The sequence below is a fragment of the Peribacillus sp. B65 genome (assembly GCF_058513295.1).
In genome coordinates this window covers 41,371-62,509 of record NZ_CP195840.1, presented here as the reverse complement: position 1 = coordinate 62,509, position 21,139 = coordinate 41,371, and the positions used below count along the sequence as shown (strand labels likewise).

The window sequence follows — 21,139 nt, the reverse complement described above, 5'->3', positions numbered from 1 at the left end:
TACCTTTTTCGGATATAGATTGAATAGAAGGCCAAAAAGGGGGAACCAAATTTGAGGTTGAGCGAATTGAGCGGTAAGGAAATAGTCGATGTGAATAGGGCGGAAAGATTAGGGATCCTTGGTCAGACCGATTTGGAAATAGATGAAACTGGACAAATTACCTCATTGATCATCCCATCTGTCAAATGGTTCGGCCTTTTAAGGAATGGCAGTGAAATAAGAGTTCCTTGGGAACATATAAAAAAAATCGGTGCGGATATGGTCATCATTGACTTTCAGGAGGGACTTTCACTTAAAGACGGAGAGCATATGGACGGATGATCACGCTCGCGCCAGGCTCCTTGAACTTCACGGAATACAAGCTCGAAAACGCCTTAGCTGGCAATAGCTATGGCGTTTTTTCTTTTCTTATCACCGTTTTTTAAGTGAAAACATAAGATGGCAGGGTAACTAGAGAATGTAGCAAAAACCGAATTGCTTCTTGAAGGAATTGTATATCATGAGGCAAGGAATGTTTAGGATCTTTTATATAAAGAAGGTGACGGTTTTAATGCTCACAGGCATGCAAATCGCTGTAATTGGTGGAGATGCGCGTCAGCTTGAAGTTGTCCGTAAACTGACGGAGCTGGATGCAAAGCTATTATTGGTAGGTTTTGAACAGCTCGACCATGCTTTTACCGGAGCGGTTAAGGAAAAAATGGAAGATATAAACTTCAAGGAATTAGATTCAGTTATTTTACCTGTCCGGGGCACGGATTCAGATGGGAAAGTAGAAACGATCTTTTCCAGTGAAGAGGTTGTTTTGACTGAAGAAATGATAAAAAATACCCCGGCACATTGCATTTTTTATGCAGGAATCAGTAACGACTATCTTAATGAGATATTCAAGAAAGTGGATCGCAAACTCGTTCTATTGTTCGAACGTGATGATGTGGCTATTTATAATTCGATTCCCACTGTTGAGGGTACAATCATGATGGCCATTCAACATACGGATTTTACTATCCATGGGTCGAATGTAGCCGTTCTCGGTCTGGGAAGGGTCGGAATGAGTGTAGCCCGGTCATTCCATGCACTTGGAGCAAAAGTGAAGGTGGGGGCAAGAAAAAGCGAAGATATTGCGAGGATCAGTGAAATGGCATTAGCCCCTTTTCATTTAAATGAACTCGCTGCAGAAATGAAAGATGTTGATATATGTATCAATACGATTCCTTTTCCGATAATTACCGCAAAAGTTATAGCCAATATGCCCGTTCATACATTAATCATCGACCTTGCTTCAAAACCGGGGGGGACGGATTTTCGTTACGCTGAAAAAAGGGGAATTAAGGCGCTGTTGGCACCGAGCCTACCGGGTATAGTTGCCCCGAAAACAGCTGGTCAGATATTAGCGAATGCACTGGGACTATTGATTCAAGGCGAGTTCTTGAAAAGGAAGGGGAAAATGATATGAGTCTCAAAGGGAAACGTATTGGTTTCGGATTAACAGGATCACATTGCACATATGATGAAGTGTTTCCGGAAATAGAAAAACTTGTAAACGAAGGTGCGGAAGTCATTCCAATCGTAACATCGACTGTCCAAAACACGGAAACCCGTTTTGGAAAGGGAGAGGATTGGGTCGAAAGAATAGAAAAATTGACGGGGAACCATGTCGTTGATACAATCGTCAAAGCAGAGCCTTTAGGACCTAAATTGCCACTTGATTGCATGGTGATCGCTCCTTTAACGGGTAACTCAATGAGTAAAATGGCAAATGCACTTACCGATTCGCCAGTACTTATGGCTGCAAAAGCGACGATGAGAAATCACCGTCCAGTCGTGGTCGCGATATCAACTAATGATGCACTTGGGTTAAATGGTGTCAATCTAATGAGGCTGATGGCAGCTAAAGACATTTATTTCGTTCCATATGGCCAGGATAATCCCAAAGGAAAACCAAGTTCCATGGTTGCGAGGATGAGCATGATAAGGGATACGATCATAGCGGCATTGGAAAGGGAACAGATTCAACCTGTCATCGTCGAAAGGTTCAAGGATGATTTAGTCTGAACAAGTATTACTGCCTCAAACCAGCTTTCTAACGACTGACATATATGCATAAATTTGTAGGTTGAAGTTATGAAAAACCACTCCACTACCAGAATATTTTGTTGAAGTGCGACCCTTTGGAATGTTAATGTGTTAAAATAAATGATATTCTGAAAAAGAAGCAGTAAATCCAATAAATAACTAATTTAAGAGATAGAAAAGGAGTATGTATAAATGACTGAGACACAGGGATTGCGTATTGCAGTTGTGGGAGCAACTGGGGCAGTAGGACAACAAATGATTTCAACACTCGAACAAAGGGACTTACCGATTAAGAAAATCATCTTTTTATCATCGGCTCGTTCCGCAGGAATCAAACTTACGTTTAAGGGCGAAGAAATCGAAGTGCAGGAAGCAAAACCTGAAAGCTTTGAAGGCATCGATATCGCTTTATTCAGTGCTGGTGGAAGCGTGTCTAAGGAATTGGCTCCAGAAGCAGTTAAACGCGGTGCGATAGTAGTGGATAATACAAGCGCATTCCGCATGGATGAAAATGTGCCGTTAGTCGTTCCTGAAGTAAATGAAGAAGACTTGAAACAGCATAATGGGATCATTGCAAATCCGAATTGTTCAACTATCCAAATGGTAGTGGCATTGGAACCTATTCGCAAGACATACGGCTTATCAAAAATTGTTGTTTCTACCTATCAGGCTGTTTCGGGTGCAGGTGCAGCTGCGATAAATGAATTAAAGGAACAAGCTCGCGACTTGCTTGATGAAAAAGAAATAGATCCGAAAATTTTACCGGTAAAAGGGGACGAAAAGCATTACCAAATCGCATTTAACGTCATTCCCCAAATCGATAAATTCCAAGATAACGGGTACACATTCGAAGAGATGAAAATGATTAATGAAACAAAGAAAATCATGCATATGCAAAACCTTCCAGTGGCTGCAACTTGCGTGAGGCTTCCTGTTGTAACAGGTCATTCGGAATCTGTATACATTGAAGTTGAAAAAGAAGGCATAGCGGCTTCTCAAATCAAAGAGCTAATGAAAACGGCACCTGGAATAGTGTTAGAAGATGAACCGGAACAACAAGTTTACCCTACGCCTGCTTCATCCGTCGGCAAGAATGATGTATTCGTCGGTCGGATTCGCAAAGATTTGGATGAAGATAAAGGCTTCCATTTATGGGTGGTTTCCGATAATCTATTAAAAGGAGCAGCTTGGAATTCCGTTCAAATTGCTGAGAGCCTTTTGAAATTAGGTTTGGTTACCGTTAAATAAAAATTTTATTCTTAATGAACTCGACAGAAAATTAAATTCCAATAGGATAGAGAGTTTTTGTCAGCTTCCCGGATTGGGAAGCTGGCTTATATTTGGGGTGCATATTATGAAAATTATCGTCCAGAAATACGGTGGGACATCCGTTCGTGATGAGGAAAGCCGTTCATTCGCCAAGGGGCATATTGAAAATGCGATTAAAGAAGGCTATAAAGTGGTGGTTGTGGTTTCAGCAATGGGAAGAAAAGGCGATCCTTATGCAACGGATACCTTACTTTCCCTGGTAAATGGAGCGAAAGCCTGCCTTTCAAAACGAGAACAGGATTTACTTATGTCAGTAGGGGAAACGATATCATCTGTCGTATTTACGAACATGCTCTTGGAACATGGTATTGATGCGGTCGCATATACTGGAGCTCAAGCGGGATTCTTGACGAATACCGACTATTCAAGTGCGAAAATTATCGAAATGAAATGCGACCGTCTCATGAAAGAACTTGAGGTGAAGGATGTCGTCGTTGTAGCGGGTTTCCAGGGTGCGGCTAAAAACGGGGACATCACGACCATCGGCCGTGGTGGAAGTGATACTTCAGCCGCAGCATTAGGTGCGGCATTGCAAGCTGAACGTGTCGATATATTTACGGATGTGGAAGGAATCATGACGGCAGATCCACGTATTGCCGATCAAGCTCGTCCATTATCAATCGTTTCATATACGGAAGTTTGCAATATGGCATATCAAGGGGCGAAGGTCATTCATCCGAGAGCTGTTGAAATTGCGATGCAGGCGAAAGTCCCGATTCGGATAAGGTCAACGTACAGCGAAGGTTTGGGAACACTTGTTACTAGCATGAACAAGGGAAGTCAGGGCAGTGACATACGTGAAAGGCTCGTGACCGGGATTGCCCATGTACCAAAGATCACTCAAATCAAGGTCCGTGCGAAAAAAGATCAATATAATCTGCAGGCAGAAGTTTTCAAAGCAATGGCCAATGCCTCCATTTCAGTGGACTTTATAAATATATATCCAAGTGGCGTAGTTTATACCGTTTCCGAGGAGATGACTGAACTTGCCCTCACGATTTTGGCCGAGCTTGGTCATGAACCGGTCATTGAACGGAATTGTGCCAAGGTTTCAGTAGTCGGTGCAGGCATCAATGGAGTGCCAGGTGTTGCAGCGAAGATTGTCACAGCACTATCCGAAAAGGAAATTGCCATTCTCCAGTCAGCGGACAGCCATACGACAATTTGGGTACTCGTAAAAGAGGAAGATTTAATAGAAGCTGTTAATTCCCTGCACTATGCGTTTCAATTGCATGAAAGGGAAGTCCAATAATCAGGTTTTTTAATAAATAAAGGTTTTAAAAATTAAAGAGGTGTTAGAAATGATATTTGGTAGAGTATCAACCGCAATGGTCACCCCTTTCGATAGCAAGGGAAATGTTGATTTTCAAAAGACGACTTCATTGGTTAATTACTTATTAGCGAATGGAACCGATTCGCTTGTGCTTTCGGGAACGACAGGGGAATCCCCAACTTTATCTTCGGAGGAGAAAATTGCATTATTGCGTCATGTTTCAAAGGTTGTTGAAAAACGTGTTCCCATCATCATGGGTACAGGAAGCAACAATACGTATGCGTCCATCGAGTTGACAAAAAAAGCGGAACAAAATGGCGCCGATGCGATAATGCTGGTTGCCCCGTATTATAGTAAATCTAATCAAGAAGGTCTGTACCAGCATTTTAAGGCTATTGCAGCTAGTACGACTCTCCCTGTCATGGTATATAATATCCCTGGGCGCGCTTCGGTTAACATTGAACCGGAAACGATCATCCGCCTTTCAAAAATTCCTAATATCGTTGCCGTTAAGGAAGCGAGCGGGGATTTAAACGCTATGACCCAAATCATAGCCGGCACGGATGAAGATTTTGCATTATATAGTGGGGACGACGCTTTAACACTCCCAGTATTGGCTATTGGTGGTGTGGGTGTAGTTTCGGTTGCTTCACATATTGCAGGTAATGAGTTGCAGAAAATAGTTGAGGCCTTCATCAGCGGGGACTTGAAAGAGGCAGCCAGGCTGCATCAGGAACTGTTACCGCTTATAAAAGGTTTGTTTGCAGCGCCAAGCCCTGCACCTGTCAAAACAGCGCTTCAGTTATATGGAATTGACGTTGGATCGGTGAGACTTCCAATCGTGCCATTGACTGAGCAGGAGCGCCTTGCATTAACCAAGGTATTAAAAAAATAAAAAGACACGGAACAAGCTGATCGTTGAAGATTGGCTTGTTTTTACATAAAGATGTATATGAATGGGATATACTTTCCGATTTCGGATAAAAAATATTTGAATTTTTTTATAATCAATCGAAACTGGATAAAAGTACTAAGGAATCTCTTACATAATAGGTTGTTTTATGTTTTATTTGATTAAATGAAAAAGTCCCTCTGAAAATGGTAAGTGTTGTCATGTTTTTTGAACATCGGTTATAATGAATTCATTGGGAAATTATGAACGGGATTTTTTAAGGAGGATATTCGATTGGGTAAAGATAAAAATAATGGAATAAAAGTGATTTCTCTTGGAGGACAAGGGGAACTTGGTAAAAATATGTACGTCATTGAGGTGAACGAGGACATCTATCTTCTTGATGCAGGGTTAATGCTGCCAGAAGACGAAATGCTCGGAATCGATGCGGTTATCCCAGATATTTCGTATTTGATGGATAATAAGGAACGGGTGCAGGGAATATTCATTTCCCATGGTCATGAAGACCATATGGGAGCGCTTGCTTATGTCTTGAAATATTTGCCGGTCCCTGTTTATGGAACAAAGCTTACTCTTGCTTTAATCAAAACGAAATTAAAGGAAGATGGCTTTAACGGCCGGGCGACATTCACTGAAATTGATTCGGATTCTCTTTTAAGTTTCCCTCAAGCAGCTGTGTCTTTTTTCCGGACAAATCATAGTATTCCTGATTCCGTCGGAGTCGTGATCCACACTCGTGAAGGTGCAATCGTTTATACAGGGGATTTCAAATTCGATCAAGCAGCAACAGATCTATATAAACCGGAAATCGGTAAAATGGCCGGTATCGGTGAAGAAGGTGTCTTATGCTTGCTTTCGGATAGTACCGAAGCCGAGAGGCCAGGTTATACGACATCAGAAGCAGTTGTGGCCAAAGATATTACAGAGGTATTTCATGCTGCCTCCGGAAGGATCATCGTTGCGTGCTTCGCTTCGAATATCAACCGGATTCAACATGTTTTCAATGCAGCGGCAGCAAGTCGCAGAAAAGTGGCAGTCGTAGGGAAAAGCCTGCAACGCGTTTATGAAACAGCGTTGAACCTTGGATACTTAAAGGTCGAAGAAGAGCTGATAATCCCAATTAATGAAATTAGCCAGTATGACGACCGTGAAATCGTCGTATTATCGACTGGTCATCAGGGGGAACCTATCGCGGCACTTCAAAAAATGGCAAAACAGACCCATAAGCAGGTGACGATCAAAAAGGGAGACACAGTTTTGATCAGTGCATCACCCTTACAGGGCGGCGAACTTATTTTATCCAAAACCGTCGATTTGCTATACAGGGTAGGTGCGGAAGTGGTATCTGCTAATAAATATAAAGTGCACGTAACGGGTCATGGCAGCCAGGAAGAACTGAAAATGATGATCAATTTGATGAATCCTAAATTCCTCATCCCTGTACATGGGGAATACCGCCATTTATATGCCCATCAAAAAGTTGGGATTGCAGCGGGGATTAAGCGTGAAAACATCATCATTGCCGAAAAAGGTGATGTCATCGAACTTAAGGGCAATAAAATGGGCCTTTCCGGCAAAGTCTCTGCAGGAAATATCTTGATAGATGGCAGCGGTGTTGGAGATGTGGGTAATATCGTTCTTCGTGATCGGCGCTTGTTATCCCAGGATGGCATTTTGATTGTAGTGGTCACGTTGAACCGTCAGGATAAAAGCATTGCAGCTGGCCCTGAAATCATTTCAAGGGGCTTCGTATATGTTCGTGAATCAGAGAAAATGATCGGCGAAGCAACTGAAATAGTAAGTGAAATCGTAAAGAAAAATGGGTCGCGCCAACCATTTGATTGGTCCACGCTGAAGCAGGAAATGCGTGATGCGTTAAACCAATTCTTCTATGAAAAAACGAAACGCCGTCCAATGATTTTACCGATCATCATGGAATATTAAGTAAGGAACCCCTGATTTAACAGTCAGGGGTTCTTTTTCTGTTTCAAACCTCTAATATCTTGAAGAATGAAGTCCGAGTCTCGAGACATAATAAAGCTATAGGTTATAAGAGAAAGGGGTTGGCATAGTGGATAATGCACCATTACCAAATGAAAATGAAGGCAAGCAGGAAGGTAAGAATTCAACTTTAATCGAGAAAATTCAGCAGCTGGGAGCTACCAATGTTCCACAACTATCTCAGGACTCAAAAATCCATTGTTTGACGATCATTGGACAAATTGAAGGACATATGCAGCTGCCGCCTCAAAATAAAACGACCAAATATGAACATGTTATTCCGCAAATTGTGGCAATTGAACAAAATCCCAATATAGAGGGGCTGCTAGTCATTTTAAATACAGTCGGAGGAGATGTCGAAGCGGGACTAGCCATCGCAGAAATGCTGGCTTCGCTTTCAAAGCCATCCGTTTCGATTGTGCTTGGGGGAGGTCACTCGATCGGTGTGCCGATTGCGGTTTCGTGTGACCATAGCTATATTGCTGAAACAGCAACGATGACGATTCATCCCATTCGTTTGACAGGTCTGGTCATTGGCGTGCCTCAAACCTTTGAATACTTGGATAAAATGCAGGAAAGAGTCATCAAGTTTGTTACGCGGCACTCCAATGTTACGGAAGAAAGTTTTAAGGATTTAATGTTTGCTAAAGGAAATTTAACTCGAGATATCGGTACGAATGTCATTGGGGCCGAGGCAGTTGAAATCGGAATGATCGATGATGTAGGAGGAGTAGGCCAGGCCATGAGAAAACTGAATAGCTTCATGGAAGAAAGAAGGCCCAAAATTGCCGGGGAAGAGGAGGGGCTTCTGCAATGACGCTTTATACGATCGTTCCTGAAGAAATAATTTTTCCTCATCATCATGAGAAGACGGCAAATTTAATAGAAATGATCTATAATGGTGTACATGTTATGGTTGAGCATGACGGGGGCCGCACATTTCGCATTGATCGAATTGTGAGCACGGATCCTGAAGATTATATGAATGTACACATTCAGCCAGGAGCTGTCATAAATGTGTTCGAACAGATGAATCCTTAGTAAAAAAGACTAACTGAGGCAAATTATGATATACTGGAATGAAAATCAGCAGCCGCTTGGCTGCTTTATTCATTATGTGGCAAATTGTCCGCATTAAGAATAAATGGTACATATATCAAGGACAGGGTCAAATTTATTTGGTATAATCAGTGAGCGAACGTTTGTTTCCTGAAGGGAAATCATGTAGTGATGTTGAATAGGAAAGTTAGAATAGTTTCATGAAGAATCAGGTGATATTATGGCAAAGAAGAAACGCAGAAAAAAGAATAGTACAGAGAAGTTAAAACTAACGCTTAAATATGAATTGATTGGCCTCACTTTAATAGGCTTGGCCATCATTGCCATTGCCAAGCTTGGAGCAGTTGGAAATGGGACGGTCTTTTTAATCCGCTTCTTCATGGGGGAATGGTATATCCTCTTTTTGTTGGGAGCAATCGCAGCTGGGTTCTATTTGATGATAAAGAGGGAGGTCCCTTACCTGTTAAAACGGCAATTCGTCGGGATGTATTTCCTTGTTGCGAGCATGCTCCTACTAAGTCATGTGACGCTGTTCAACATGCTTGCAGATGGAGGACCGTTCACGAAGCCCAGCGTCATTTCGAATACATGGGAGCTATTCTGGATGGAAGTGACCGGCAAGGCCAGCACAAAGGACCTTGGGGGCGGTATGATTGGGGCGATATTATTTGCAGCCTCATACTTTTTATTCGACGAAGCTGGATCGAAAATCGTTTCATTCCTTTTTATCATTGTAGGTGCCGTCCTATTGACCGGGAAAACGTTAGGTGAAACCCTCGGGAAGTTTTTCATGGGTCTTGGCGGCTTTTTCAAAAAGCAATGGTCTGCATTCATTGATGATATGAGAACGTGGAATGAAGACAAAAAAGAAAAGAAAAAGAATCCGGTTAAAAAGAAGAAACGGGAAAAAGAACCGGTTGAAGAAACGGATCAGCCCCTTCTGCAAGAAGAGGATACACAGCAAATGGCGACGGAGCGGATCATTTCCAGCTTTGCTGATAAAGCCTATAGCGACGAAGACGAAATAATTCCGGTCGTTACGGAACCTGCCGCTGATAATAAAGAGGACCAGGATGATGCCGTTCCGCCTATGAATTTTACGGAAGTGGAGAATAAAGAATATCTTTTACCGCCTCTTTCTTTATTATTGCAGCCCAAAAAAACGGACCAAAGCGGAGAATACCAATTGATCCATGAAAATGCGGCTAAGCTTGAGCGCACCTTTCATAGCTTTGGAGTGAAAGCGAGGGTCACTCAAGTTCATTTAGGCCCAGCCGTAACCAAATACGAAGTTCATCCGGACGTAGGGGTGAAGGTAAGTAAAATTGTCAGCCTATCCGATGACTTGGCCCTTGCACTGGCCGCAAAGGATATTAGAATCGAAGCTCCGATTCCCGGAAAATCGGCTATCGGAATAGAAGTGCCTAACTCCGAAGTGGCGATGGTGTCATTAAGGGAAGTTTTAGAGGCCAAGGAAGTTGACAAGCCTGACGCAAAACTGCAAATAGGCCTAGGTCGGAACATTTCCGGTGAAGCGGTTAAGGCGGAGCTCAATAAAATGCCGCATTTACTAGTGGCTGGTGCTACTGGCAGCGGGAAATCCGTTTGTATCAACGGGATTATCACGAGCATCCTGATGCGGGCAAAACCGCATGAAGTGAAAATGATGATGATCGATCCAAAAATGGTGGAGCTGAATGTCTATAATGGAATTCCCCACTTACTCGCACCTGTAGTGACAAATCCAAAGAAAGCTGCACAGGCTTTGCAAAAAGTGGTTAGTGAAATGGAAAGGCGCTATGAGCTATTTTCTCATTCCGGTACGCGTAATATTGAAGGCTACAATGATTATATTAACCGATATAACATCGAAGAAGATGCCAAACAACCGCTCTTGCCTTATATCGTAGTCATTGTCGATGAGCTGGCGGATTTAATGATGGTCGCCTCAAATGATGTAGAGGATGCCATCACACGGCTTGCGCAAATGGCACGTGCCGCGGGCATCCACTTGATAATTGCCACTCAGCGGCCATCCGTAGATGTAATTACAGGGGTCATTAAAGCGAACATCCCATCTCGGATTGCTTTTAGTGTCTCATCAATGACTGATTCGAGAACGATCCTCGACATGGGCGGAGCTGAAAAACTGTTAGGCCGGGGTGACATGCTCTTCCTGCCTGCAGGAGCTTCAAAACCGGTTCGCGTCCAAGGTGCCTTTTTATCCGACAATGAAGTCGAGGAAGTTGTCACATATGTCATTTCACAGCAAAAAGCACAATACAACGAAGAGATGATACCCGATGAAATTGCAGAAACTTCAAATGGTGAAGTTGAAGATGATTTATATGGGGATGCCGTGTCCTTGATCGTAGAAATGCAGACTGCATCGGTTTCCATGCTGCAGCGCCGTTTCCGGATTGGCTATACGCGGGCAGCGAGATTGATTGATGAAATGGAAGCGAGGGGAATTGTCGGTCCATATGAAGGCAGTAAACCACGAAATGTATTGGTCACTAAAGATGAACAGGATGAAGCGCATTCATCATAAGTAAAAAAACCGGGCAGCAGCCCGGTTTTTTAATTATTCATCGCCTCGTCTAAATGTTTAAGGCAGAATTCGGTAATCATCGCTTCTTCATCTTCTTCTAAATCGAATTCGAGTGCGCCCTCATTACCTTTTTCAAAAATATCATATTTAATTAATTTTCCTACTTGCTCTTCCGCTGCAAAAAGCACCCGGATATATAAACCATTTTCTGAAAAGAGCTCATCCTCTTCAGGCACTTCAATATCCAAGAACAACTCGTAACGTTCCCCGGACAAAATACCAAATGGATCATTCAATTTTTCGATCGTGTATTCTGTAATCTTTAACATCTTGTGTACATCCCTTCAAAGAAGATAAATCCTATTATACAGGAAAACAGCATCTTGAACAGAGCTGCATTCATTTTGCATTTTCAAAAAAAATTTATCTGATTTAGGAGAATAATCGTACAAATTCCGGGGCCTTTTCTAGATTAAAAGACACAGGGAAGGGTAATTTCTCCTAAATTCTTTTAAAGTAAATAGTAAAACACTATTTATTTATGTCAAAAAAAATGTTATATTATTTTCGATTAGTAGGAATGATTCAACATCAGAGGTCTGATGTCTTAAGAAATTAGCTGGGGGAAACTGTATGTCAATAAAATCAGATAGTCGACATTTATATTTGCAGGTCATTGATTACCTGAAGCAGGATATTGAAGCTGGAGTCTATCAGGAAAATGAAAAATTCCCTTCAGAATTCGATCTTGCAAAAAAATTGGGAGTTAGTAGGGCGACACTTCGAGAAGCGCTGCGAATTTTAGAAGAAGAAAACATCATCATTCGCCGCCATGGAGTTGGGACTTTCGTCAATCCGAAACCTCGGTTCACTTCAGGTATCGAGCAATTAAAAAGTGTCACGAACATGATTGAAGAGGCAGGAATGAAACCGGGTACGATTTTCTTAAGCTCGACGGCCCAAGAACCTACAGAAGAGGATATACGCAGGTTTTCGTGTTCGACAGATGAACGCATCGTCATCATCGAACGAGTAAGGACTGCGAATGGGGAGCCAGTTGTCTACTGTATTGACAAAATTCCTGAATCTATACTATCAGAAAATTTTGACCGTAATGATGAGTCTCTTTTAGATATTTTGGAAAGAGATGCGCATCGAAAAATTACGCATGCCGTAGCAGAGATTGAGCCTATTGGATATCATGAGAAAGTTTCTCCTATCCTTAAATGCTCGCCAGAAGCCGCACTACTCGTTCTAAAGCAGATGCATCTGGATGATTGGGACCAGCCTATCCTGTATTCTGTAAACTACTTTAAAGCCAATATGTTCAGCTTTCATGTTCTTCGTAAACGTGTGTAGGTCTTGACTCTGCATACGGGTGAATGCAAGCGTTTGTTTCGATTCCGAAAAAGTCGATCAAGCGGATGCAAAAAAAATTAACGAGAAGTGAAAACGCAAACATGAATGACTTTTCAGAACATTCCTGCTCAAAAAACTATGTAAAACTAGGGGGATAAAAATTGAAAAAGCGCAAATTAGGACTAGCTCTTTCACTTGTTCTTGCAGCCGGTACGCTACTGGGAGCATGTGGTAATTCAGAGAATGATGATAAAGAATCTTCAAATGGGAAAAACAAAGATAACTTCACTGTTGCAATGGTAACTGATACTGGCGGCGTGGATGACGAGTCGTTCAACCAATCCGCTTGGAAGGGCATTCAGGAATTCGGTAAGGATAATGGTCTGGAAAAAGGTAAGGATGGCTACAACTACCTGCAATCTAAATCTGATGCAGATTACGCTAAAAACCTGAATACGCTTGTACGTGAAGATTACCAACTAATCTATGGTATCGGTTTTCTTTTAGCCGAAGCTGTTGGTGAAGTGGCCGACCAACGTCCGGATTCAAACTTTGCTATCGTGGATACAGTTGTAGATAAAAAGAATGTAGCCAGCATCAATTTTAAAGAGCAGCAAGGTTCATTCCTTGTAGGTGTAATTGCCGGTCTGCAAACGAAAACAAACAAGGTCGGTTTTATCGGCGGAGTTGAATCTGAATTAATCAAGAAATTCGAAGTTGGCTTTAAGGCTGGGGTTTTATCTGTAAATCCGGATGCGAAAGTTGAAGTTAAATATGCCGGAGATTTCAATAAAGCTGATATCGGTAAATCCACAGCAGGCTCCATGTATTCTTCAGGCATCGATATCATTTATCATGCTGCTGGCGGAACTGGAAAAGGTGTATTCACTGAAGCAGTCGAGCAAAAGCAAAAAGATCCTAAGAGGGAAATCTATGTTATCGGTGTAGATAGCGACCAAGCTAAATTAGGGGCAGTTCCTGGAACTGACGACAACATCACACTAACTTCCATGCTAAAACGTGTTGACGTGGCAGTTAAAGACCTTTCCGAGAAAGCGAAAGAAGGAAACTTCCCAGGCGGAAAAGTAATTGAGTACGGTATCGAAGAAAATGGTGTAGGCATTTCCGATACAAAAGATAACGTAACAGAAGAATCTTTAAAAGCGGTCGAAGAGTGGACAGAAAAAATTAAATCAGGTGAATTCGTAGTTCCGGGCACGGATGAAGAATTCGAAAAACTTGATAAATAATCTCTAATGCCAGAAAGAATAGGGAGGCGAAGTGCCCTCTATTCTTTCTTTTCCAAATTGCTCTTTGCAACTGAAAAATATCGAATGAAAAACTATGATAGAATCGTAGTTTTTCCTTTGGTTTTTTTAAAAAAATCAATAAGCTAGTAGATGCAATTAAATGATTTTAAGAATATTTACACTCATTTTAGGAGTTGATAATACGTGGAATATGTAATTGAGATGCTTAATATCCGTAAGGAATTCCCCGGCATCGTCGCAAATGATAACGTTACCCTTCAGGTTAAAAAAGGGGAGATTCACGCATTATTAGGTGAAAATGGCGCGGGCAAATCCACATTGATGAATGTTTTATTCGGCTTATACCAGCCTGAACAGGGAGAAATCCGTGTGAACGGCAAGCCAGTCAAGATTACCAGTCCTAACATTGCCAATGATTTAGGGATTGGGATGGTCCATCAGCATTTTATGCTCGTAGACCCCTTTACAGTAACAGAAAATATCATTTTAGGAAAAGAACCATCAAAAGCGGGTAAAATCGATTTAAAAGAAGCTAGCGAGGAAGTTAGGAAACTATCGGAACAATATCAGCTTCGTGTTGACCCCTATGCGAAAATTGCCGATATTTCAATAGGGATGCAGCAGCGTGTCGAGATTCTTAAAACGCTATACCGTGGTGCGGAGATATTGATTTTTGATGAGCCGACAGCTGTATTGACTCCTCAAGAAATCAAGGAATTGATTTATATAATGAAAGCCCTTATCAAAGAGGGGAAATCCATCATTTTAATTACACACAAACTTAAGGAAATCATGGAGGTTTGTGACCGGGTAACGGTAATACGCAAAGGCCAAGGAATTGGTACAGTGAATGTCAACGAAACGAATCCTAACGAATTGGCCAGCTTAATGGTCGGTAGGGAAGTTCTGTTCAAGACGGAAAAAACGGCAGCTATTCCTTCGGATGTAGTTCTCGAGGTCCGGGAACTGGAAGTCAAGGATTCCCGGGGCGTTTCAGCTGTTCGGAACTTGGATTTAACTGTCCGTGCAGGAGAAATTGTCGGTATCGCCGGTGTTGATGGAAATGGACAATCCGAACTAATTGAAGCATTGGCTGGCCTAAGGAAGACAACCGCAGGTTCGATAAAGCTAAATGGAAAAGAAATCAGGAATTTGAAGCCGCGTAAAATCACTGAAGCAGGTGTCGGACATATTCCAGAAGACAGACATAAGCATGGTTTGGTTCTCGATTACAGCATTGGGGAAAATATTGTCTTGCAAACCTATTATCAAAAGCCTTTTTCAAAAGCTGGTATCTTGAACTCAAAGAAAATATTTGAAAAGGCCCGTTCACTGATCAAAAGTTACGATGTTCGCACTCCGAGTGAATATACCCCGGCAAGGGCGCTTTCTGGAGGGAATCAGCAAAAAGCGATCATCGGCCGGGAAGTTGATAGGAACCCGGATTTATTGATTGCCGCACAGCCGACACGCGGCCTTGATGTAGGGGCGATCGAGTTTATCCATAAACGTCTGATTGAACAGCGAGATGCAGGAAAAGCGGTACTCCTCATATCATTTGAATTGGAAGAAATCATGAATGTGAGCGATAGAATTGCCGTTATATACGAAGGGGAAATCGTCGCAATAGTCGATCCGAAAGAAACGACTGAACAGGAGCTTGGCCTTCTTATGGCTGGCAGTAAACGGACGGAAGCAGGGGGAAAACAAAATGTCTAAGTATTTATCTAAATTAACGAGTCCGTTAATAGCAGTTATCCTCGGCTTAGTCGTTGGGGCCATAATCATGTTAGTAAGCGGCTATGACCCTGTTGCCGGCTATGGCTCCATGATAAATGGAATTATTGGGGATTCTTATTATGTAGGGGAATCCGTCAGGACAATCATTCCTTATATCCTTGCTGGTTTGGCAGTGGCTTTTGCTTTCCGTACGGGCCTATTCAATATCGGTGTAGAGGGGCAATTAATTGTAGGCTGGCTGGCGGCAGTTTGGGTCGGAATAGCTTTTGACCTACCAAGGATCATCCATTTGCCGTTTGCCATATTAGCTGGTGCAGCTGCTGGTGCCCTGTGGGCATTTATCCCTGGTTATCTAAAAGCTAAGTTCCGTGTACATGAAGTAATCGTTTCGATCATGTTGAATTATACAGCATTATATGTGACGAATTATTTAATTCGGAATGTAATGACTGACAAGCTGGATAAAACAGAAAGAGTTGCTGATACAGCATCATTGAGGTCTCCTTTTTTTGAAAGCATTACGGATTTTTCCCGGATGCATTGGGGAATAGTGGTAGCGATTATTTGCGTGATCATCATGTGGTTCCTTCTTGAAAGGACAAAAACCGGCTTTGAACTGAAAGCGGTAGGTTTCAATCAGCACGCGTCCGAATATGCAGGAATGAGTGTAAATAAGAACATCATACTTTCGATGGTTATTTCAGGTGCGTTTGCAGGGCTTGCGGGTGCGATGGAAGGCCTTGGAACTTTCGGTTATGCCGCAGTCAAAGGCGGGTTCACAGGTATGGGCTTTGATGGGATTGCAGTAGCCTTACTAGGAGCGAATACGGCTATTGGTGTAGTGCTGGCAGCCTTATTATTTGGGGGACTGAAAGCAGGGGCGTTAAATATGCCGCTAGAAACCGGCATACCTAGTGAAATTGTAGATATTGTCATAGCATTGATCATTTTCTTCGTCGCATCCAGTTATTTTATTCGTTGGATTGCCGCTCGATTTAAGAAAGGGGTGAAATAAGTGGATTTTTACCAAGTATTACAAATTATTATTCCATCTATGATTGCTCTAGCTGCACCACTTATTTTTACTTCACTCGGAGGAGTGTTTTCTGAACGGGCAGGTGTCATAAACATCGGTTTAGAAGGATTGATGGTCATCGGTGCCTTTACAGGGATCGTTTTTAACTTAATGTTTGCTGATGTTTTTGGGGAATGGACTCCTTGGCTTGCTGTGCTAGCGGCAATGATTGCCGGCTTGCTGTTTTCCATTCTGCACGCTGTGGCATGCATTACCTTCAGGGCGGACCAAACGGTTAGTGGGGTAGCCATCAACTTGTTGGCGGTAGGTCTGACCATGTTTTTGGTGAAGCTGATTTTTGACAAAGGTCAAACTGATAGAATCACGGAAACATTCCCAAGGATTGATGTTCCTTTACTAAGTGATATCCCATTTATAGGACCCATCTTTTTCGCAAATGGATATTATATCGTATATATAGCGATTCTTATTTCCTTTGTCGTCTGGTATGTACTGTATAAAACACCATTCGGGTTAAGGATCCGTGCAGTGGGTGAGCATCCCATGGCAGCTGATACGATGGGTGTCAATGTTACGAAAATCCGATATGCCGCCGTTTTATTATCAGGTGCTTTTGGAGGTATCGGCGGAGCGATATATGCTACCATTTTTTCGAATGAATTCAATCATGCGACAATTAATGGTCAAGGTTTCATGGCCATTGCCGCAATGATTTTTGGTAAATGGCACCCGATCGGGGCAATGGGTGCAGCGTTATTCTTTGGTTTGGCTCAAAGTTTAAGTATCGTTGGCTCGAGCCTTCCCTTCTTCAAGGATATTCCTTCGGTTTACCTATTGATCGCTCCTTATGTTCTGACTATCATTGCATTAACTGGTTTCATTGGTCGTGCAGATGCTCCTAAAGCATCCGGACAGCCATACATCAAAGGAAAAAGATAAGGTTATAACCGGTCAGCAAACTATGCTGGCCGTTTTTTTTCTTTCGAGATTTAGCCGTAAGTGATGGTGAGCTGGTGAAAAACCAAAAAAAGTAGCTGTAACTTGCATGATTTTTCCTTTCACATGTATATTTTAAGTAGATGTTTAAAAGGGTTCCAATCTACAAACAATAAGCTAATAAAGGTGATTTATATAATGAGGAGGATTATTCATGTCTATTGCTTCCGATACAATTACGGAAAAAAGCGGCTACAAGCTTCATGTGGTCCGGACGGATAAATATAAAACGAATACTCTCGTGCTGAAGATGAAAGCCCCGTTGACAAAAGAGGACGTTACATATCGTGCATTGCTGCCATATGTGTTACAAAGCAATACAAGTAAATATCCTACAACACCCGAGCTTCGATCTTATCTTGATGATTTATATGGAGCAGGGTTTTATGTCGATGTAGCTAAAAAAGGCGAATATCAAATCATAAGTTTTACTATCGATATCGTCAATGAAAAATTCCTTAGTGATTCAACCCCGCTTCTCGAAAAGGCTTTTGGGTTATTATCAGAGGTGATCTTTAATCCGAAGAAGAATGGCGAGGCCTTTGACTCTAAAACGGTTTCCAATGAAATCCGTTCTTTAAAACAGCGGATTCAATCCATTTCCGATGACAAAATGCGATATTCAGCTATACGCCTTGTAGAGGAAATGTGCAAAAACGAACCATATGCTTTAGAAGCGAGCGGTAATCTACAAGACTTGGAAACGATAACTCCTGAGTCCCTTTTCTCTTATTACAAAAAAGTGCTGGCGGAGGATGAAATCGATTTATATGTAATCGGTGACATCGATGAATCGGAAGTGCAGGCTCTGGCTGACAAGTATGTTTCATTGCAAGAACGAGTGCCTGTGAGACTGCCCGGGAAGACGGGCAAGGTAGTGGAGAAGGAAAAAGAAATCATTGAGAATTCGGATGTGAAGCAAGGGAAATTGAATATCGGTTATCGAACCCAAGTTGCCTACGGTGATCCGGATTATTATGCACTTCAGCTTTTCAATGGGATTTTTGGTGGCTTTTCACATTCAAAACTTTTCATCAATGTCCGGGAGAAAGCCAGCCTTGCTTATTATGCAGCTTCGAGGCTCGAAAGTCATAAAGGTCTATTAATGGTCATGGCCGGCATTGAAAATGCCAACTACAAGCAGGCATTGGATATCATTCATGCACAAATGAAGGAAATGAAGCAAGGGAATTTTTCCGAAGAAGAGCTCGCACAGACAAAGGCGGTCGTTAAGAATCAACTACTTGAAACCATTGACGTTTCGAGAGGGCTTGTGGAAATTTTATATCATAATGTGGTTTCCGGGCAGGATATATCACTCGACGAGTGGTTTGCAAACACAGAGCGGACGACAAAGGAAGAAATCATTGCAGTTGGTCAAAAGATTCAGCTTGATACGATTTATTTCCTAACGGAAGAGGAGGTGCAAGGGTAATGGAAAAAATAGCATTCACTCAATTGAAAGAAGAACTTTTCCATGAAAAAATGGATAATGGCCTAGAAGTGTATATTCTTCCGAAAAGTGGCTTCAATAAATCATTTGCCACTTTCACGACGAATTATGGTTCGATCGACAACCATTTCAAACCTTTGAATGAAACGGAATTCATTAAAGTACCTGATGGAATTGCCCATTTTCTTGAACATAAGCTTTTTGAAAAGGAAGATGGAGATGTTTTTCAGCAATTTTCAAAGCAGGGAGCATCTGCAAATGCCTTTACTTCTTTCACTCGTACAGCTTATTTATTTTCCAGTACGTCCGACTTCGATAGGAATCTTACTACCTTAATCGACTTTGTCCAGGATCCTTATTTTTCGGAAAAGACGGTAGAGAAGGAAAAAGGAATCATTGGGCAGGAAATCAATATGTATGATGATAATTCGGACTGGCGATTATATTTCGGAACGATAGCCAATATGTATCATCAGCATCCCGTGAAAATCGATATTGCCGGTACTGTGGAATCCATTGCAGATATTACGAAGGATATGCTTTACGAATGTTATAATACGTTTTATCATCCTAGCAACATGCTCCTATTCGTTGTAGGACCGGTTGATGTCGAAAGCACCATGAAGCTGATCCGGGATAATCAAAATAATAAAGGATACAACGAACAACCTGAGGTGGAACGTAAGTTTGACCAAGAGCCTGAAATTGTTGCCAAGGACAAGGAAGTCTTAAGAATGAATGTCCAGACACCAAAAGTTATGCTGGGAATCAAGGCGACCAATGTCCATCAATCCGGTTCACAGCTTTTGAAAAGGGAATTGGCAACCAATATTTATCTGGAAATGCTGTTCGGCAAAAGTTCACCTTTGCATGAGGAGCTATATGAGGAAGGGTTGATCGATCAAAGCTTCTCATATGATTATACACAGGAACAAGGTTTTGGATTTGCGTTAATTGGCGGGGATAGTGCCAAACCTGATGAGTTGACGGAGTCTTTATTTGGTATCCTGCAAAAATCAAAAGCCGGAACCGGCCTGAATGAAGAAAGCCTGCAAAGGACAATCAAGAAAAAAATCGGTTCTTTCCTTCGTTCTCTGAATTCGCCGGAATATATAGCGAATCAATTCACCAGATATGCATTCAATGATATGAACTTGTTCGATGTTGTATCAGTATTGGAAAAACTAACGATCGAAGATATCAGGGAGGTCGCCAAGGACTTAATATCCGATGAACGGATGACAGTCTGTCAGGTACTTCCTAAATAATATAAAGGGGGCTCGAATGTGGGGAAACGTTTTGCCCTTATTACTGGAGCCAGTGGAGGAATCGGCCGGGAAATAGCTATAAAGCTCGCCGAGGAAAATTATTCACTTTATTTACATTATAACAGCAATGAAGAAGCGATACTTGAATTGATTGAAGAACTGAAGCCCCATCAAGTCGAACTTATTCCGATTCAAGCGGATTTGGCTGCACCGGATGGATTCAGGAAATTGGCGGAAAATATCTTTGCCCTCCATGCAATCGTCCTCAATAGTGGCAATAGCTATTATGGGCTAATATCTGACATGGATGAGAAAATCGTTAATGAAATGGTGCAGCTGCATGTAACGAGCCCTTTCCAATTAACAAAGGAACTGCTTCCAAAGCTTATGTACCAAGAACAGGCTGCCATCGTTGCGGTCACATCGATTTGGGGGCAGACAGGTGCATCCTGTGAAGTATTATATTCAATGGTCAAGGGCAGTCAAAATGCTTTTATCAAGGCGCTTAGCAAAGAAGTCTCACTTAATGGAATCCGGGTGAATGCCGTTGCCCCCGGAGCGATTTCCACTTCCATGCTCGAATCTTTCAGTGCAGAAGATCTGGAGATCATCAAAGGAGATATCCCGATGGGCAGGATGGGGCATTCCAAAGAAGTCGCGGAGGCCGTATACTATTTGCTTTCCGACAAGTCATCCTATATAACCGGGCAAATTTTAGGCGTAAATGGCGGATGGTACACATGATTTTTTTAAAGACATGTATAATTTTCTCGGTTCCTTCACAAAATATCTATGTACTATTTTGAAGGAAAGGGTG

19 protein-coding genes are annotated in these 21,139 nt (G+C 42.0%); 18 read left to right on the top strand and 1 reads right to left on the bottom strand.

All coding sequences use genetic code 11. The features are described from left to right. Window positions 1-51: 51 nt before the first annotated feature. The 10 genes from ACSR9O_RS00280 to ACSR9O_RS00235 all read left to right on the top strand — a co-directional run bounded on the left by ACSR9O_RS00280 (window position 52) and on the right by ACSR9O_RS00235 (window position 11,199). Window positions 52-321 carry a YlmC/YmxH family sporulation protein gene (locus tag ACSR9O_RS00280; RefSeq protein WP_048684753.1) on the top strand — a complete coding sequence of 90 codons (270 nt, stop codon included), beginning with the start codon at window positions 52-54 and terminating at the stop codon, window positions 319-321. Between the two features lie 229 nt (window positions 322-550). Beyond that, the gene (gene dpaA, locus ACSR9O_RS00275) at window positions 551-1,453 is read left to right on the top strand and encodes a dipicolinic acid synthetase subunit A (protein WP_101224744.1); all 903 of its coding nucleotides are present in this window, start codon (window positions 551-553) and stop codon (window positions 1,451-1,453) included. Next, window positions 1,450-2,052 (top strand): dipicolinate synthase subunit B, encoded by a 603-nt coding sequence (locus ACSR9O_RS00270; RefSeq protein ID WP_101224686.1) that lies wholly within the window; start codon window positions 1,450-1,452, stop codon window positions 2,050-2,052. Before dpaA ends, ACSR9O_RS00270 begins: the two co-directional genes overlap by 4 nt. A 213-nt stretch (window positions 2,053-2,265) precedes the next feature. Then, a complete protein-coding gene (gene asd, locus ACSR9O_RS00265; RefSeq protein WP_101224687.1) occupies window positions 2,266-3,321 on the top strand; it encodes an aspartate-semialdehyde dehydrogenase in 1,056 nt (351 codons plus the stop codon). A 106-nt stretch (window positions 3,322-3,427) separates the two neighbouring features. Beyond that, entirely contained in the window at window positions 3,428-4,654 is a 1,227-nt protein-coding gene (dapG, locus tag ACSR9O_RS00260) for an aspartate kinase (protein WP_230177473.1), read from the top strand. 49 nt (window positions 4,655-4,703) lie between these two features. Next, complete coding sequence (dapA, locus tag ACSR9O_RS00255; protein WP_260357106.1) at window positions 4,704-5,570, top strand: 4-hydroxy-tetrahydrodipicolinate synthase; 867 nt, start codon at window positions 4,704-4,706, stop codon at window positions 5,568-5,570. Between the two features lie 291 nt (window positions 5,571-5,861). After that, window positions 5,862-7,532: a ribonuclease J gene (locus ACSR9O_RS00250; protein WP_491723778.1), complete on the top strand. Its 1,671-nt coding sequence runs from the start codon at window positions 5,862-5,864 to the stop codon at window positions 7,530-7,532. Window positions 7,533-7,659: 127 nt separating this feature from the next. Next, the gene (locus ACSR9O_RS00245) at window positions 7,660-8,406 is read left to right on the top strand and encodes a ClpP family protease (protein ID WP_034313566.1); all 747 of its coding nucleotides are present in this window, start codon (window positions 7,660-7,662) and stop codon (window positions 8,404-8,406) included. Then, complete coding sequence (locus ACSR9O_RS00240; protein WP_063231821.1) at window positions 8,403-8,630, top strand: YlzJ-like family protein; 228 nt, start codon at window positions 8,403-8,405, stop codon at window positions 8,628-8,630. The genes ACSR9O_RS00245 and ACSR9O_RS00240 overlap by 4 nt, the downstream gene beginning before the upstream one ends. Window positions 8,631-8,868: 238 nt before the next feature. Then, entirely contained in the window at window positions 8,869-11,199 is a 2,331-nt protein-coding gene (locus ACSR9O_RS00235; protein ID WP_101224691.1) for a DNA translocase FtsK, read from the top strand. A gap of 29 nt (window positions 11,200-11,228) precedes the next feature. Here ACSR9O_RS00235 and ACSR9O_RS00230 read toward each other — a convergent pair whose 3' ends face one another. Next, complete coding sequence (locus ACSR9O_RS00230) at window positions 11,229-11,528, bottom strand: DUF6509 family protein (protein WP_491723777.1); 300 nt, start codon at window positions 11,526-11,528, stop codon at window positions 11,229-11,231. 304 nt (window positions 11,529-11,832) lie between these two features. On the opposite strand from ACSR9O_RS00230, the gene ACSR9O_RS00225 reads away from it, so the two are divergent. The 8 genes from ACSR9O_RS00225 to ymfI all read left to right on the top strand — a co-directional run bounded on the left by ACSR9O_RS00225 (window position 11,833) and on the right by ymfI (window position 21,066). Next, entirely contained in the window at window positions 11,833-12,558 is a 726-nt protein-coding gene (locus tag ACSR9O_RS00225) for a GntR family transcriptional regulator (RefSeq protein WP_101224693.1), read from the top strand. A gap of 161 nt (window positions 12,559-12,719) precedes the next feature. Further along, on the top strand, window positions 12,720-13,808 hold the full coding sequence (locus ACSR9O_RS00220; protein ID WP_101224694.1) for a BMP family lipoprotein: 1,089 nt from the start codon (window positions 12,720-12,722) through the stop codon (window positions 13,806-13,808). 204 nt (window positions 13,809-14,012) lie between these two features. Then, complete coding sequence (locus ACSR9O_RS00215; protein WP_101224695.1) at window positions 14,013-15,548, top strand: ABC transporter ATP-binding protein; 1,536 nt, start codon at window positions 14,013-14,015, stop codon at window positions 15,546-15,548. Further along, window positions 15,541-16,584 (top strand): ABC transporter permease, encoded by a 1,044-nt coding sequence (locus tag ACSR9O_RS00210; protein WP_101224696.1) that lies wholly within the window; start codon window positions 15,541-15,543, stop codon window positions 16,582-16,584. Before ACSR9O_RS00215 ends, ACSR9O_RS00210 begins: the two co-directional genes overlap by 8 nt. Next, a complete protein-coding gene (locus ACSR9O_RS00205; protein WP_094246576.1) occupies window positions 16,585-17,544 on the top strand; it encodes an ABC transporter permease in 960 nt (319 codons plus the stop codon). 211 nt (window positions 17,545-17,755) lie between these two features. Then, window positions 17,756-19,036: an EF-P 5-aminopentanol modification-associated protein YfmF gene (yfmF, locus tag ACSR9O_RS00200; protein ID WP_101224698.1), complete on the top strand. Its 1,281-nt coding sequence runs from the start codon at window positions 17,756-17,758 to the stop codon at window positions 19,034-19,036. After that, window positions 19,036-20,322 carry an EF-P 5-aminopentanol modification-associated protein YfmH gene (yfmH, locus tag ACSR9O_RS00195; protein WP_491723776.1) on the top strand — a complete coding sequence of 429 codons (1,287 nt, stop codon included), beginning with the start codon at window positions 19,036-19,038 and terminating at the stop codon, window positions 20,320-20,322. The genes yfmF and yfmH overlap by 1 nt, the downstream gene beginning before the upstream one ends. Before the next feature lie 18 nt (window positions 20,323-20,340). Further along, a complete protein-coding gene (ymfI, locus tag ACSR9O_RS00190) occupies window positions 20,341-21,066 on the top strand; it encodes an elongation factor P 5-aminopentanone reductase (RefSeq protein WP_101224700.1) in 726 nt (241 codons plus the stop codon). Window positions 21,067-21,139 lie beyond the last annotated feature (73 nt).